Source organism: Nitrobacter winogradskyi, from assembly GCF_006539545.1.
GTDB lineage: Bacteria > Pseudomonadota > Alphaproteobacteria > Rhizobiales > Xanthobacteraceae > Nitrobacter > Nitrobacter winogradskyi_A.
The window spans coordinates 1-16,082 of sequence record NZ_BJNF01000033.1; the positions used below are offsets into that span (position 1 = coordinate 1).

Annotated in this window: 12 protein-coding genes and 1 riboswitch; of the genes, 7 read left to right on the forward strand and 5 right to left on the reverse strand. The window is 60.5% G+C overall.

Going from position 1 to position 16,082, the window contains the following annotated elements:
- The first annotated feature begins 353 nt into the window (after positions 1-353).
- Positions 354-1,565: an NADP-dependent isocitrate dehydrogenase gene (locus tag NWI01_RS07545; protein ID WP_141383273.1), complete on the forward strand. Its 1,212-nt coding sequence runs from the start codon at positions 354-356 to the stop codon at positions 1,563-1,565.
- 158 nt (positions 1,566-1,723) lie between these two features.
- Here NWI01_RS07545 and alaS read toward each other — a convergent pair whose 3' ends face one another.
- Positions 1,724-4,399 carry an alanine--tRNA ligase gene (gene alaS, locus NWI01_RS07550; RefSeq protein ID WP_141383274.1) on the reverse strand — a complete coding sequence of 892 codons (2,676 nt, stop codon included), beginning with the start codon at positions 4,397-4,399 and terminating at the stop codon, positions 1,724-1,726.
- Between the two features lie 205 nt (positions 4,400-4,604).
- Positions 4,605-4,709: riboswitch (glycine riboswitch) on the forward strand.
- A 139-nt stretch (positions 4,710-4,848) separates the two neighbouring features.
- Between alaS and gcvT the strand changes: the two genes are divergently transcribed.
- From gcvT to gcvP, 3 genes are all read left to right on the forward strand, one after another.
- Positions 4,849-6,000, forward strand: a complete 1,152-nt coding sequence (gene gcvT, locus NWI01_RS07555; RefSeq protein WP_181410408.1) for a glycine cleavage system aminomethyltransferase GcvT — start codon at positions 4,849-4,851, stop codon at positions 5,998-6,000.
- 9 nt (positions 6,001-6,009) lie between these two features.
- On the forward strand, positions 6,010-6,375 hold the full coding sequence (gene gcvH, locus NWI01_RS07560) for a glycine cleavage system protein GcvH (RefSeq protein WP_141383275.1): 366 nt from the start codon (positions 6,010-6,012) through the stop codon (positions 6,373-6,375).
- Positions 6,376-6,449: 74 nt separating this feature from the next.
- Positions 6,450-9,314 (forward strand): aminomethyl-transferring glycine dehydrogenase, encoded by a 2,865-nt coding sequence (gcvP, locus tag NWI01_RS07565; RefSeq protein WP_141383276.1) that lies wholly within the window; start codon positions 6,450-6,452, stop codon positions 9,312-9,314.
- A 234-nt stretch (positions 9,315-9,548) separates the two neighbouring features.
- Here gcvP and recA read toward each other — a convergent pair whose 3' ends face one another.
- Complete coding sequence (gene recA / locus NWI01_RS07570) at positions 9,549-10,637, reverse strand: recombinase RecA (RefSeq protein ID WP_141383277.1); 1,089 nt, start codon at positions 10,635-10,637, stop codon at positions 9,549-9,551.
- 210 nt (positions 10,638-10,847) lie between these two features.
- On the opposite strand from recA, the gene NWI01_RS07575 reads away from it, so the two are divergent.
- Positions 10,848-11,591: a hypothetical protein gene (locus tag NWI01_RS07575; RefSeq protein WP_141383278.1), complete on the forward strand. Its 744-nt coding sequence runs from the start codon at positions 10,848-10,850 to the stop codon at positions 11,589-11,591.
- Between the two features lie 51 nt (positions 11,592-11,642).
- Here NWI01_RS07575 and NWI01_RS07580 read toward each other — a convergent pair whose 3' ends face one another.
- Complete coding sequence (locus NWI01_RS07580; protein WP_141383279.1) at positions 11,643-12,521, reverse strand: IS1595 family transposase; 879 nt, start codon at positions 12,519-12,521, stop codon at positions 11,643-11,645.
- A gap of 75 nt (positions 12,522-12,596) precedes the next feature.
- Here NWI01_RS07580 and NWI01_RS07585 point away from each other — a divergent pair, with 75 nt between their 5' ends.
- Complete coding sequence (locus tag NWI01_RS07585) at positions 12,597-13,598, forward strand: hypothetical protein (protein ID WP_210242951.1); 1,002 nt, start codon at positions 12,597-12,599, stop codon at positions 13,596-13,598.
- Here the strand turns inward: NWI01_RS07585 and NWI01_RS07590 are convergent.
- Positions 13,595-14,497: a transposase gene (locus NWI01_RS07590; protein ID WP_437179917.1), complete on the reverse strand. Its 903-nt coding sequence runs from the start codon at positions 14,495-14,497 to the stop codon at positions 13,595-13,597. The two genes, NWI01_RS07585 and NWI01_RS07590, sit on opposite strands and share 4 nt — an antisense overlap.
- Before the next feature lie 504 nt (positions 14,498-15,001).
- On the opposite strand from NWI01_RS07590, the gene NWI01_RS07600 reads away from it, so the two are divergent.
- Entirely contained in the window at positions 15,002-15,856 is an 855-nt protein-coding gene (locus NWI01_RS07600; protein WP_141383281.1) for a hypothetical protein, read from the forward strand.
- 24 nt (positions 15,857-15,880) lie between these two features.
- On the opposite strand, the gene NWI01_RS18835 is transcribed toward NWI01_RS07600, so the two are convergent.
- Positions 15,881-16,082, reverse strand: a 202-nt coding sequence (locus tag NWI01_RS18835) for a hypothetical protein (RefSeq protein WP_210242952.1), incomplete at its 5' end; no start/stop codon positions are given.

Genomic DNA, 16,082 nt, shown 5'->3' on the forward strand with positions numbered 1-16,082 from the left:
GCTCTAGAGCATTTTCCGGCTAAGTGGAATCGGGTTAGCCGTGAGAAAGTGCTCTCAATCAATAATGTGCGCGTATTCTGATCGCAAAACCGGTACCCACTTTTGCGGAATACGCGCTATGGCTTTTTCTCAAGTCAAATAATGAGCTTATGAAGCCATCCTGAATTTCCGGCGGAGGGTGAGATCTGCCCATCAAGGTGATGGGAGAAGGCTTGGCGGGAAAGCGCCGGAACGTCCGGCGAAATCAGCCCCGTCACACGGCCGGCTCGGCTTTCGCCTGCGCCCTCGCGATGTTATAGCCCGACCTATCTCCTTCCGAAGCGCAGCTATTTTCCGAAAAGGCCCGATCTCCCATGGCAAAAATCAAGGTGACCAATCCCGTCGTCGAACTTGATGGCGACGAGATGACCCGGATCATCTGGCAATACATCAAGGATAAGTTGATTCATCCGTTCCTGGATATCGACCTGATGTATTTCGACCTGGGGATGGAGTCCCGCGACGAGACCGACGATCGGATCACCGTCGAGGCGGCCAACGCCATCAAGAAAGTGGGCGTCGGCGTGAAGTGCGCCACCATCACCCCCGACGAGGCGCGGGTGAAGGAATTCGGCCTCAAGCATATGTGGAAGTCGCCGAACGGCACCATCCGCAATATCCTCGGCGGGGTGATCTTCCGCGAGCCGATCATCTGCAAGAACGTGCCCCGCCTCGTCCCCGGCTGGACCAAGCCGATCATCATCGGCCGCCATGCCTATGGCGACCAGTATCGCGCCACCGACATCAGGTTTCCGGGCAAGGGAACGCTGAGCATGACGTTCGTCGGCGAGGACGGCGCGGTGATCGAGCGCGAGGTGTTCAAGACGCCCGGCCCCGGAGTCGCGATGGGGATGTTTAATATCGACGATTCCATCATCGATTTCGCGCGCGCTTCGTTCAATTACGGCCTGCAGCGCGGCTTCCCCGTCTACCTCTCGACCAAGAACACCATCCTCAAGGTCTATGACGGCCGCTTCAAGGATATCTTCCAGGATATCTACGACCGGGAATTCAAGAAGGACTTCGAGGCCAAGGGCCTGACCTACGAGCATCGTCTGATCGACGATATGGTGGCTTCGGCGCTGAAATGGTCCGGCGGCTATGTCTGGGCCTGCAAGAATTACGACGGCGACGTACAGTCGGACACGGTGGCGCAAGGCTACGGCTCGCTTGGCCTGATGACTTCAGTGCTGCTGACGCCGGACGGCCAGACGGTCGAGGCGGAAGCCGCCCATGGCACCGTGACGCGACACTATCGCGAGCATCAGAAGGGCAAGGAGACCTCGACGAACTCGATCGCCTCGATTTTCGCATGGACGCGCGGCCTATCGCATCGCGCCAAGCTCGACGACAACGAGGCGCTGGCGAATTTCGCGACCACGCTGGAGAAGGTCTGCGTCGACACCGTCGAGGCCGGCTTCATGACAAAGGACCTCGCGCTTCTGGTCGGCCCAGACCAGCGCTGGCTCTCCACCACCGGCTTCCTCGACAAGGTGGCCGACAATCTGACCAAGGCGATGGGCTGAAGCAGCCATCCATCCGTTCCCGTCATGGCCGGGCTTGTCCCGGCCATCCACGTCTTGTTTGCATACGCTGCGAAGACGCGGATGCCCGCAACAAGCGCGGGCACGACGGTGAAGACCATCTGTGCGCGCAATCCGATTTAACTTGAGCGGATCGCGCTCTACGCGCCCATCGCAGCGGCGATGGCGTCGAGCGCCGCGCCCGCCTTGGCCCCATCGGGACCGCCGGCCTGCGCCATATCCGGCTTGCCGCCGCCGCCCTTGCCGCCGAGCACCTCGGACGCCTTGCGGACGAGATCGACCGCCGAGAAGCGGGTCACGAGATCGGGCGTCACGCCGACGACCACGCTGGCCTTGCCATCGTCGCTGGTCGCGACCAGCGCGACCACGCCCGAGCCGAGTTGCTTCTTGCCCTGATCCGCGAGGCTCTTGAGATCCTTGATCTCGATGCCTTCGACCGAACGCGCCATCAGCTTGATACCGCCGACATCGCGCACACCCGTCGTCGCGCCGGAGGATGCGCTCGCGGCCCCGCCCATGGCGAGCTTCTTGCGAGCCTCGGACAACTCGCGTTCGAGCTTCTTGCGCTCCTCCATCAGCGATGCGATCCGCGCGGGCACGTCGTCGAGCGAGGTGCGTAATTCGCCGGCCGCGGTCTTCGCGAGCTGGATGGCGTGGTTGGCGTGATGGCGAGCCTGATGCCCGGTGAGCGCCTCGATCCGGCGTACGCCTGACGCCACCGCGCTTTCGCCAACCACCGAGATCAGGCCGATATCGCCGGTACGCTTCACATGGGTGCCGCCGCAGAGTTCGACCGACCAGCCGAGCGCATTGCTCGCGGCGCCGTGCCGGTCCGTGCCGCCCATGGACACCACGCGCACCTCGTCGCCGTATTTTTCGCCGAACAGCGCCCGCGCGCCCGCCTCGCGCGCGTCGTCAACCGCCATCAGCCGCGTCGTCACTTCGCCGTTCTCCAGCACGACATCGTTAGCGATGTCCTCGATGCGGCGCAGCTCGTCCGCGCTGATCGGCTTGTTGTGGGCGAAGTCGAAGCGCAGCCGCTCGGGCGCGACCAGCGATCCGCGCTGCGCGATGTGATCGCCGAGCACCTGCCGCAGCGCCTCGTGCAGCAGATGGGTCGCCGAATGGTTGGCGCGGATCGCGGAGCGGCGGTCGTGATCGACCTCCAGCGCCAGCGCCATGCCGGGCGTGAGCGTCCCCTGCTCGACGGTGCCGAGATGCACAAACAGATCGCCCGCTTTCTTCTGCGTGTCGGTGACACGAAAGCGCACGCCATCAGCGATGAGAACGCCGGTGTCACCGACCTGCCCACCGGATTCCCCATAGAACGGTGTCTGGTTCAGAACGATGGCCCCGCTCTCGCCGGCCTTGAGGGTATCGGCTTCCTCGCCGTCCTTCACGAGCGCAGCGACGACGCCTTCGGCGGCCTCGGTCTCGTAGCCGAGAAACTCGGTCGCGCCGAGCTTCTCGCGCAATGGAAACCAGATCGACTCGGTCGCAGCCTCGCCCGAGCCAGACCAGGATGCCCGCGCCTTGGCCTTCTGTTGCTCCATCGCGTCGGTGAACGACGCCAGATCCACGCCGATGCCACGCGCGCGCAGCGCGTCCTGAGTGAGATCGAGCGGAAAGCCATAAGTGTCATACAGCGTGAACGCGGTCTCGCCGTCGAACATGTCGCCCTTCTTCAGCGACACGCTCTTCTCGTCGAGAATGGAGAGCCCGCGCTCCAGCGTCTTGCGAAAGCGAGTCTCCTCCAACCGTAGCGTCTCCTCGATCAGCGACCGCGCGCGCTGCAACTCGGGAAAGGCCTCTCCCATCTCGCGCACCAGCACGCCCACCAGCCGCCACATCAGCGGCTCCCTCGCGCCGAGCAACTGGGCATGACGCATCGCGCGGCGCATGATCCGGCGCAGCACATAGCCCCGGCCTTCGTTCGACGGCAGCACGCCGTCGGCGATCAGGAATGAGGATGCGCGCAGGTGATCGGCGATCACGCGCAGCGACGCCTTCATCGGACCTTGCGGGTCCGCGCCGGTCAGATCGGCCGCGGCACGGATCAGCGCCACGAACAGGTCGATGTCATAATTGTCGTGCTTGCCCTGAAGCACGGCGGCCACGCGCTCGAGCCCGGCGCCGGTGTCGATCGACGGCTTCGGCAGGTTCGGGCGGCTGCCGTCCGGCAGCTTCTCGTATTGCATGAACACGAGATTCCAGATTTCGACGAAACGATCGCCATCCTGCTCCAGCGATCCCGGAGGCCCGCCGGGAATCCTGTCGCCGTGATCGTAGAATATCTCCGAGCAAGGGCCGCACGGACCGGTGTCGCCCATCTGCCAGAAATTGTCCGAGCCAGCGATGCGGATAATGCGGGATTCCGGCAGGCCCGCGATCTTCTTCCAGAGGTCGAACGCCTCGTCGTCGTCGATGTAGACGGTGGCGGTGAGCCTGTCCTTCGGCAGGCCGAACTCCTGGGTGACGAGCTTCCATGCCAGCTCGATCGCGCGGTCCTTGAAGTAGTCGCCGAATGAGAAGTTGCCGAGCATCTCGAAGAAGGTGTGATGCCGCGCGGTGTAGCCGACATTGTCGAGATCATTGTGCTTGCCGCCGGCTCGCACGCATTTCTGCGAAGTGGTGGCGCGCTGATAGGGCCGCTTTTCGACGCCCGTGAAGACGTTCTTGAACTGCACCATGCCCGCATTGGTGAACATCAGCGTCGGATCGTTGCGCGGAACCAGCGGCGACGAAGGCACGATCTGGTGATCATTGGCCGCGAAATAGTTCAGAAACGCCGACCTGATGTCGTTAACGCCGCTCATTGTGTTCCATCGCATCAAAAGGGCTCGCGGCCCCGAAAGCTGTCATACTTCGCCCAGCGACCGCCTTTTAGACGGGGGTGGCCGGGCTGTCCAGAAAGTGGGCAGGAGGATCAGGGGCTTGGCTGGCTCCAAATATCATCCGTTGAAAGATGCTGCGGTGCGTTGACAGCCTTGTTGAAACCGTATTTTCCTCATATCTGCTAGTTTAGTCGCGCCGGGAGAGATCGGCCGCTTTCTAAATGAGGAAGCAGGCTGGCGCCGAAGGAGCAACCGCCCCGGAAACTCTCAGGCAAACGGACCGCGCGACTGGTTGCATCTGGAAAGAGACCCTTGCGGACCGGCGGTCCGCGCAGGGTCCGCCGACGGGATAATACTCTCAGGCACAGCGACAGATGGGGTCTCTAACGGGTTTGCAGGGAATCGTCCCTTTAACCGCGAGGCCCCCCCTGATGGTGACCCACGTTTCCGACGCCCCGACCCTGCAAAAAACACCTCTGCACGCGCTTCATCTGGCGCGGGGCGGCAAGATGGTGGCGTTCGCCGGCTATGACATGCCGGTGCAGTACGCTTCCGGCGTGCTGAAGGAGCATCTCCATACCCGCGCCAAAGCCGGCCTGTTCGATGTCTCGCACATGGGCCAGATCGCGTTGCGGCCGAAGTCCGGCGACGTCACCGACGCCGCGCTGGCGCTGGAGCGGCTGGTGCCGCAGGACATCGTGGCGGTCGCGCCGGGACGGCAGCGCTACGCCCAGTTCACCAATCCGGCCGGCGGCCTGCTCGACGACCTGATGGTGGCCAATTTCGGCGACCACCTGTTTCTGGTCGTCAACGGCGCCTGCAAAGCCGCCGACGAAGCGCATCTGCGGGAGCACCTTTCCGATGCCTGCGCCATCGAGGTCCTGGCGGATCGCGCGCTGGTCGCGCTTCAGGGCCCGAAGGCGGCGTCCGTGCTGGCGAAGAAATGTCCCGAAGCACCGGCGATGAAATTCATGGAGGCCGGTCCTCGCCAGGTCGGTGGCGTCGCCTGCTTCGTCTCGCGTTCGGGCTACACCGGCGAGGACGGTTACGAAATTTCGATTCCCGCGGCCTGGGTCGAGGATGTGGTGTCGGCATTGCTCGACGATCCCGACGTCGCACCGGTCGGACTTGGCGCTCGCGACAGCCTGCGGCTCGAGGCCGGCCTCTGCCTTTACGGTCACGACATCGACGCAACGACAACGCCGATCGAGGCCGCGCTGGAATGGTCGGTGCAGAAAAGCCGGCGCAACGGCGGCGCACGCGCCGGCGGTTTTCCCGGCGCCAATGTCATTCTGCCCCAGTTCGAGCAGGGCGCGGCCCGCCGCCGCGTCGGGTTGAGACCGGAAGGCCGCGCGCCCGTGCGCGAGGGCGCGCCGCTGTTCGCCGATGCAGCCTCCGCCGATCCGATTGGCGCGGTGACATCGGGCGGCTTCGGGCCGAGCCTGAACGCGCCGATCTCGATGGGCTATCTGCCGGTCTCACATGCCGCCACGGGCGGTCTCGTCTTCGCAGACGTACGCGGACAGCGGCTGCCGCTACGGGTATGCGCGATGCCTTTCGTTCCACACAATTACAAGCGTTGAGGATTTGTCATGACCGTTTTGTATACCACCGACCATGAGTGGCTCCGCATTGAGGGCGATACGGCAACGATCGGCATTACCGGCTACGCGCAGTCTCAGCTCGGCGACGTCGTCTTCGTCGAGCTTCCGAAAGTCGGAAGCCAGCTCACGAAGGCCCAGGCAGCCGCGGTGGTCGAGTCGGTCAAGGCGGCTTCCGACGTCTATGCGCCGATTACGGGCGAGGTTCTGGAGGTCAATGAGGCACTCGGCGCGGAGCCCGCGCTGGTCAACTCCGACGCCGAAGGCAAGGCCTGGATTTTCAAGCTGAGGATCGCCGACAGGAGCGATCTCGAAGGTTTGATGGACGAGGCAGCCTACAAGGCTCACACGGCTTAAGCATTTTCGTGCCCGGCACGAAGCCCGGCATAGCGCATTCATAACTTTGATCCAGGCATCCAGGGAGCCATTCAATGATCGCCCGTGAAGAGCCCGCCACGACCTTCGCGCGCCGCCATATCGGTCCATCGTCACGCGATATCGCCGCGATGCTGGAAACCGTGGGCGCGAAGAGTCTCGAGGCGCTGATGAACGAGGCGCTGCCTCCGTCGATCCGGCAGAAGGCGCCGCTCGATCTCGGCGAAGGGTTTAGCGAAACCGAAGTGCTGACGCATATGCAGGCCCTCGCGGCGCAGAACCAGCCGCTCACGTCGCTGATCGGGCAAGGCTATTCCGGCACGATCCTGCCTGCGGTGATCCAGCGCAACATTCTGGAAAATCCGGCGTGGTACACGGCCTATACGCCCTATCAGCCGGAAATCAGCCAGGGCCGGCTGGAGGCGCTGTTCAATTTCCAGACCATGATCTGCGACCTCACCGGCCTCGACGTCGCCAATGCGTCGCTGCTGGATGAGGCAACCGCGGCGGCGGAGGCGATGGCGCTCGCGGAGCGGGCGTCATCGGTGAAAACAAAAGCGTTCTTCGTTGATCATGAAGTGCATCCGCAGACCCTGGCCGTGCTGCGCACCCGCGCCGAGCCGCTGGGCTGGACGATCGTCACCGGCGATCCGTTGCACGATCTCGACAAGGCGGACGTATTCGGCGCCGTGCTGCAATATCCCGGCACATCCGGCGTTGTGCGCGACCTGCGCCCGGCCATCGCCGCGATCAAGGCGAAAGGCGGCCTTGCTGTGGTCGCAGCGGACCTGCTGGCGCTCACGCTGCTGACCTCGCCCGGCGTGCTCGGCGCCGACATCGCCATCGGCTCCGGGCAGCGCTTCGGCGTGCCGATGGGCTATGGCGGCCCGCACGCCGCCTACATGGCGGTCTGCGGCGCGCTGAAACGGCTGCTGCCCGGCCGTCTTGTCGGACTGTCGGTGGATTCGCGCGGGACGCCGGCCTATCGCCTTGCCTTGCAGACCCGCGAGCAACACATTCGCCGCGAGAAAGCCACCTCCAACATCTGCACGGCGCAGGTGCTGCTGGCGGTGATCTCCTCGATGTACGCGGTCTATCATGGTCCGGAAGGACTGGCGCAGATCGCGCGCACCGTGCACCGGCACACCGCGACGTTGGCGGCGGGATTGACGAGACTCGGTTTCGCTCCGCTCAACAATACGGCTTTCGATACGCTGACCGTGAACGCGGGCGAGCGGCAAAGCGAGATCGTTAAACGCGCGAGCAGCCAGGGCATCAACCTCCGGATCAACGCGGACGGCACGCTCGGTATCGCGCTGGACGAACTCACCATCGAGGAGACTGTCGAAGCGCTATGGCGCGCATTTGGCGCAACTTGGTCTTATGCCGACGTCGAAGCGCACGCTCCCGATTTGCTGCCTGCCGATCTCAAGCGCAAGACAGCCTATCTGACCCATCCGGTCTTTCACGAACACCGCTCCGAAACGGAGTTGCTGCGCTACATGCGAAAGCTCAGTGACCGCGACCTCGCGCTTGACCGCGCAATGATCCCGCTCGGCTCCTGCACGATGAAACTCAATGCCACCACGGAGATGATTCCGCTGACCTGGGCGGCGTTCGCGAACCTGCACCCGTTCGCACCGCCCGAGCAGGCTGAAGGCTATTTCACGCTGTTCGAGAACTTCGAAGAATGGCTACTCGACATCACCGGCTACGATGCGGTTTCGCTGCAGCCGAACTCCGGCGCTCAGGGCGAATATGCCGGGCTTCTGGCGATCCGCGGCTACCACGCGGCGCGCGGCGAGGGCCATCGCACGGTGTGCCTGATCCCCTCCTCCGCGCACGGCACCAATCCGGCCTCCGCCAACATGGCCGGAATGGACGTCGTGGTCGTGGCTTGTGATGCCCGTGGTGACGTCGATGTCGACGATCTGAAGGCCAAGGCGGCGCAGCACGCCGATCGTCTCGCCGCCATCATGATCACCTATCCGTCGACTCACGGCGTGTTCGAAGAGCGCATCAGCGAAATCTGTGACATCGTGCATGGCCATGGCGGACAGGTCTATCTCGACGGCGCCAACATGAATGCGCAGGTCGGCCTGTCGCGGCCCGGCGACTACGGCGCCGACGTCAGCCATCTCAATCTGCACAAGACCTTCTGCATCCCTCACGGCGGCGGCGGACCGGGCATGGGTCCGATCGGCGTGAAGGCGCATCTCGCGCCTTTCCTGCCCGGGCACCCCGCTATCGACGACGCGACACCGTCCGCGGTTGGGCCGGTCTCAGCGGCGCCTTTCGGCTCGGCCTCGATCCTGACCATCTCCTACATCTACATCCTGATGATGGGTAGCGAGGGGCTTAAACGAGCGACCGAAGTCGCGATCCTCAACGCCAACTATATCGCGCAGCGGCTCGATCCGCACTTTCCGGTGCTGTACCGCAATGTGAAAGGCCGGGTCGCGCATGAATGCATCATCGATCCCCGCGCGCTGAAGGCCAAAACCGGCGTTACCGTGGACGACATCGCCAAACGACTGATCGACTACGGCTTCCATGCCCCGACCATGAGCTTTCCGGTGCCGGGCACGCTGATGATTGAGCCGACCGAATCCGAATCAAAGGCGGAGCTGGACCGTTTCTGCGATGCCATGATCGCGATCCGGCACGAGATTGCCGAGATCGAGGCGGGACGCTGGAAAGTCGAGGCATCGCCGCTGCGCCACGCGCCGCATACCGCGCACGACATCGCTGACGACGCATGGTCGCGACCCTACAGCCGAGCCCAGGGCTGCTTTCCGTCGGGAAGCTCGCGAGCGGATAAATACTGGTGTCCGGTCGGACGGGTCGACAACGCCTACGGCGACCGCAATCTCGTCTGCTCCTGTCCGCCCATGGAAGATTACGCACAGGCCGCGGAGTAGAAGATGACGGGTGTATCCAGCGCCTTCCGCTTCTGACGGAATTGGAAGCGCGGCTCTTTGGGACCTGGTTCTGAACGGGCCGCCTGGTTTTGGACGCGTTTTCTTCGCGCGAGCCGGTATCCATCCTCGGGTCAAGCCCGAGGATGGATACCGGCTCGTGTGAAGAAAACGTGTTAAATCAAGGTTATAGAGCCTCGCTTCTGATTCCATCAGAAGCGAAAAGGCTCTAACGACTCAATCCTCCGCGATCTCGTCATCGTCGGTCTCCCGCTCAGGGCTTCCGGCCAGAATCTGCTCGGCGATCAGCCCTGAATTCTGCCGGATAGCCATCTCGACCTTGGCGGTGATGTCGGGATTGGCCCGCAAGAACCCCTTTGCATTTTCGCGGCCCTGCCCCATGCGCTGACTGTCATAAGAAAACCAGGCACCGGACTTTTCAACGATGCCGGCCTTGACGCCGAGATCGAGGATTTCTCCCATCTTGGAGATGCCCTCACCGTACATGATGTCGAACTCGACCTGCTTGAAAGGCGGCGCCAGCTTGTTCTTCACGACCTTGACGCGGGTCTGATTGCCGACGACCTCGTCGCGCTCCTTGATCGCCCCGATGCGGCGGATGTCGAGGCGCACGGAGGCATAGAACTTCAGCGCGTTGCCGCCGGTTGTGGTCTCCGGCGAGCCATACATCACCCCGATCTTCATGCGGATCTGGTTGATGAAGATCACCATGGTGTTGGACTTGTTGATCGAGGCGGTGAGTTTGCGCAGCGCCTGACTCATCAGCCGCGCCTGTAGTCCGGGCAGCGCGTCGCCCATCTCACCCTCGAGCTCGGCGCGCGGCACCAGTGCGGCGACCGAATCGATGATAAGCACATCCACAGCACCAGAGCGCACCAGCGTATCGGCGATCTCCAGCGCCTGCTCGCCGTGATCGGGCTGCGATATCAGGAGGTCGTCGACATTCACACCAAGCTTGCGGGCATAGACAGGATCGAGCGCGTGCTCGGCGTCGATGAAGGCGCAGATGCCACCTTTTTTTTGCGCCTCCGCGACCGCATGCAGCGCCAGCGTCGTCTTGCCCGAGGACTCCGGGCCGTAAACCTCCACGATGCGTCCCTTAGGCAGACCCCCGACACCGAGCGCGATGTCGAGCCCGAGCGAACCGGAGGAGATAACCTCCACATCCATGGACTTGTCGTTCTTGCCCAGCTTCATCACAGAGCCCTTGCCGAACTGGCGTTCGATCTGTGACAGCGCGGCAGACAGCGCCTTGGACTTATCCATGGAGGATCCTTCGACGATACGCAGGGCAGCTTGGGACATAGGCCGGGCTCCTTATGAACGGGATTCGCGAGCGGGACAACGAATGGCACCGTGGTGGATCAGATGAAAGTATGTACCCTATTTGTTCTAAGTTCGCAATATGTTCTTTCTAGATTTGGGCCAGATATATACCCTTAGGACATGTAACATGTTTTGTGGTATTGCCGGCCCCTCAACTACCCGCAGTAGTATGCGGCAGAGGGATACGAGATGTGGAATCTCAAGACAGCGCCGGCGTCATATTTCGGCAGCGCATTCTGGTGGCTTTGCGACAAGATTTGGGGTGACCGTATATTTTCGGTTCTTAAGCCAATGATCCCCGATTGGGTGATTGGCGGCATCACTATGTCTGATGCTCTCAGAGCGGCTCAGACTTGGGTGCCATTCATTGGTCTCATCGTCATAGGAACCGTGCTTTATTGGAGGGGGATGCGCCTCGCCCGCACTAGCCAAGAAGGCGATGCGACAGTTAATAGTGCATATGATCAGGCTACTCCGACCCCCAACACACAATTCGACGCTCTGAAATTCCAATATAGAGATGAGCCCCCGTTTGTCTCCGTAGAACCACTCAAGGACGGGCGGCTGAGACGCGCGATCTCAATTGCTATTGTAAATAGCGGAAACGGCTATATTTCGAATGTATCCGCTCGGGTTAAATCAATCGTGCCAGATACAGGCATGCACATGCCGCTAAAACTGGATTGCGGGATATTCGATTTGAAAGCGCGGGGGCAGGATAGACTCCTGCACCTATTCACCCATCCAATGTCATCCGAGAGTGCGATTAGGATATCGATACCATTCACTGGAACGCTTGACTATCACCCCTTCATTCCAAAGGGGGCGTACTTCGTGAGCATAGAAGTCACTGGAGACCAGACCAAAGCTGCGGAAGTGCATTTGCGTCTTTGGGTAGATGAGTCGGATCAATTGCGAGCAGCAATGGTGTAGCAATGGAACGCAAAACGAAACATCGCTTCGACCAACTTCTCCGCGCAATGGCTACTCAACCCGCACCTTCGGAAAAGCCTGCAAAAGAAGCTCGAACATCGGGCCGGGTTGCTTCCTCAGGTTATGGCGATACTCGAACTCGCGAAGGTAAAGCTGCAAGTGCTTCTTCGAAACCCAAACGTAAGTCCCGTTGATCCCGCGCTTTACCTGCGACCAGAACGACTCGATTGAGTTAGTGTGAACGTCGCCGCGAACGTATTCCTTCGCAGAGTGATCCACCGCTTCGTGATCGTAGCCGTATTTCTCTTTCAGCAGCTTGAAGTTTGACGCTTCGTCGGTATGGACGCGCGATCCTTCTTTCACAAACCGAACGATGTGCGGCAGAATATGAGCCTTGGTGCGAGCCTGCACGACGCGGGTGACAACATCGCCTCCCCGCTCGACCATGCCCATGACGATTGCTTTGTCGTCCTTGCCCTTCTTGTCCTTGCCGCCGATGAACGTTTCATCCGCCTCGACGGTTTTGCCGGGGCCGCCCATCGGATAGTCGCCGTCCACGTAACCCATGTAGAGCCGGATCAGATGGCACATGCGCCATGCGGTCTTGTAGGTCACGCCTAGCTGGCGCTGCACTTCCTTGGCGGCCACACCGTTCCGCGTCTCGCAGAACAGGAACATGACATAGAACCAGTCCCGCAAGCTGGTGCGCGTCTTTTCAAAAGGCGTTCCAGCAGTCGGATACACCTGATAGCCGCAGTGCTCGCACTCAAACGAGCGACGGCTTTTGACCCGGTAATAAGTCGCCTGCTTTTGGCATTTGAAACAGGTCAGACGTTCGCCAAACCGGGTACGCATCAAGTGCGTAAGGCAACTATCTTCGTCGGGGAAACGCTTCTGAAACTCGCGAATTTTACTCGGCTTCTGAGCCATCACATTCTCCCTCCTTAGGAGAATGCCCATTCTATATCACGGTCTGTTCTACATGTCCATAGGGTATATATCCGATTGGGGGTGCTGGCCGAAATGAGCCACTCTGACAATCAAAACAGGCCACTCAATAGTGGGGACGAGTCTGAGCTGGCCGTCCGCGCCCCGGAAAGTCGTGATAGTACGTCCGAGCGGGACTGGCTTAACAGCCTCGCCAGATTTTTGACGGGGGGCTTCCGCATGGCGAATGAATTGGACTTGTTCCATTTCGACGGCGACAGGCCGAACTTTGAGACCTGTGGACAGCAAAACGGGTTCAAATTCTGGCTGGCATCCCAATTGATGGAATGCCTTGGGTACTCGACCATGATCCCCGTCTTGAAAGCGGTAAACAACGCCATCGCGGCGTGTGCCACTCTTGGCATCCCGATCACGGACAATTTCAAAGAGTTAAATGGCGGGGAGCCGATCCGGGATTGGAAGCTTTCACGATTTGCTTGCTATCTGACCGTCATGAACGGCGACTCGCGCAATCCCAAGGTGGCGCAAGCGCAGGCTTATTTCATAACTATGGCGGAGGCTTTCCGCCAGCACATCCAAGATTCAGAAAACGTTGAGCGCGTCCTGATCAGGGGAGAATTGTCGGATCGGGAAAAGGCACTTAGCGGAACAGCTAGCGCGCATGGGGTAGACAATTACGCGTTCTTTCAAAACGCAGGTTATCGCGGCCTGTACAATATGGACTTATCGCAGGTGAGGAATAAAAAGGGCGTCCCGAACGGGCGGTCACCTCTAGATTTTATGGGGAAGACAGAGTTAGCGGCCAATCTGTTTCGAATTACTCAAACCGACGAGAAGATTAGAAACGAGGACGTTCGCGGACAGAAACCACTTGAGCGAGCTGCCGAACAAGTTGGTAAAACGGTCCGCGAAACGATGATATCGCTAAGTGGAACCAGACCTGAGGCTTTGCCGCCAGCTCAAGATTTGAAGAAAGTACAAACTGGTATCAAACGTTCGCAGCGGGAATACCAAAAGCTAGACGCGCCAAAAAAGTCGAAAGGGAAAAAGGAGGGCTAAGCCCTCCCGCCCTGAATTACCGTGAATTTCCGCCGCCGATCAGGAGGCGTTTCAGTCGGCAGCGCAGGCGCTACAGCTAGCGCGGCGTCCACAAGCTGACCAATGCTCCAAGCCCGATCCGCAATGCCAATGGCCTTCGCTGGCGTCGTGCGTAGGGCTTCATGAGTTCGGCAGAGATTGTAATGCGCGACGTACAGCGCAACCGCCGCAACGTGATTATCAAGCTTCTTTGAAAAGCCGTTGGTGAGGCGTGTGAAACGGCGGCTGCCCATGCGCAGCGACAGGTTCTGCCGTTCAACGTAGCTCGTTGAGACGTACTGTCCCGGATCGCCCGATACTACGTCGCGGCTTACAGCTACTACTGCTGCGGGCGAATACCGGCCCTGGGATTCCTTTACGAGGTGAGTTACCGAATAGGTCTTTACGATGACGCCATGCGAGGCGCTGGCACCGAAAGCATCGCGGATCGCCATGCGGTAGGGGTGAAAGCCATCCGTTGAAATCTCAGGCTGACCGACGACGCGGCTGCGCAGGTCGTGCAGGAAATCCATCGTGCTTTCGGTATTCCGCTTGCCGACGCCCCAACTAATGATCGCCTTTTGCGTCCCGGCCATGCCGATGAAGATGTACTGATCGCCCTTCACCGCGATCTCGTGTCGCTTCACGTTTTTCTGCTTCTTGCCGACGAAGGACCACGCCTCGTCAAGCTCCAGCCGCTCGGTGCGGACACCCACCATCATGCGGTCGTGAAGCTCCATGCAGCCCATCCCGACGCGGTAGGCGAGGCTGCCAACGGTGCCACGGTTGACGCCGGTCAGACGCGCGGCGGTACGGATGCCGACGCCTTCACAAAGGGCGGCAATGACTTCAATCTGCTTTTCGCGGGGGAGTACGTTCACGAAGCTCATCCTTCGGTTTGAAGGGATGGCTTCGGCGAGACTCTAGCAAAATTGCCCTGCAAGGCGTATATTTGCCGGAAGGTCATTCGCGTCGGGCTCATCCCCGGGGCGGTTGATCGGGACCGTTGCGGCTGCAACCACGGCGGTCCCACTAGTTTTTCGATCCTTGGCGGCCCCGCCGGGATTCGGACCCGGACCTCTCGGCCTGTAAGAGCGAGCGTCCTACCGTTAGACTAAGGGGCATTATCGAAGCCAATTGCAGGGCCGTTGCGTTCCTTGTTCAGGGGAGACCGCAGCGGCCCTTCTTTCTTCCTTGCCCTTTGACGCTCGGCCAGCGCTTCAAAGGGCTCAAACTGTTGTCATGCTAACCCCTGTTGTTAATGCCCTGTTTAATGCACAAAATGGATAGCGTCAAGTAGTAACGCTTTATACCCTTGACCATGTGGATAGCTCGCATTATAAGCAGCCCATCACTGTTCATCCGCGTGGATAGGAGTTTACCCAATGGAAGGCGATCAGGCGGCGTCCGCTAATGCGGCTCGAAAGGAAGAAACTCAAGCGCGGCAGCGGTCTACAATCGGTTTCCCTTACGCCGACTTGAACACCGCTGTGGATTTGGCAAATGCCATCCACGACCATGTAGGGTCGGGGGACTGTGATGATGACCAGTTAGCTGCTTGGACCAACCAAAGCGTCAAAAGCAGCGGATTTCGCACGCAAATCTATGCGGCGCGTATGTTTGGGGTTCTCGAGGGGGAAGGCAGCCGTCACCGGTTGTCTGAGCTTGGCCGATCCATTGTAGACCCGAATCGTGCTCGGGAGGCCCGCGCGAAGTCGTTCCAGATGGTGCCGCTTTATAAGGCCATTTTCGATGGTCACCGTGGAGGCGTGATTCCTCCGACCGCCGCACTGGAACGTGAAATGGTCGGACTAGGGGTCGCAGAAAAACAGAAAGAGCGTGCCCGACAGGTGTTTGAGCGTGCTGCAGAGCAGGCCGGATATTTCGAGCATGGCCGCAATCGGCTTGTGATGCCGGGCATAGCCCAGGGTCCGTCTCGTGAAGACGAGAATCCTCAAGAGGAGTTGCATGGTGGTGGGAATGGTAGTGGTGGCGGCGGCGGCGGGAAAGAGCCCCCGATAGATCCAATCATCGCCGGGTTACTCGCTCGGCTCCCTAAGTCGGGAGACGTTTGGCCTATAGCGGAGCGAAAGCTTTGGCTGCAGCTTTTGGAAGGTAGCTTCCAATTAATCTATAAAGATGCTCCGGCAAAACTGTCTCCCCCGCCGGGCGATGCAGATTACCGGAAGGAGCATGGGATGCCTCCGAACCCGGAGGCAAAAGGTAGCATCTTCGACTAAAAGAGGCCGCCCCCTGAGGCGGCCTTATGCTTTCACGCGGTAATATTCACGCTCCGCCTCTTTATAAAGCTTGTCGGCCTCCGCATACTCTTTAGAGCGCGGAGGGTGAGTGTCGCGCGCCTCGCGACGGGCTTTCATCGTCTCGTATGCGCATCGTTCTTCGTTGGTCATCGGGAACCTTTCCAAGCGTCTTCCACCTAAATAGGCCACTCCCAAATTCAAACTA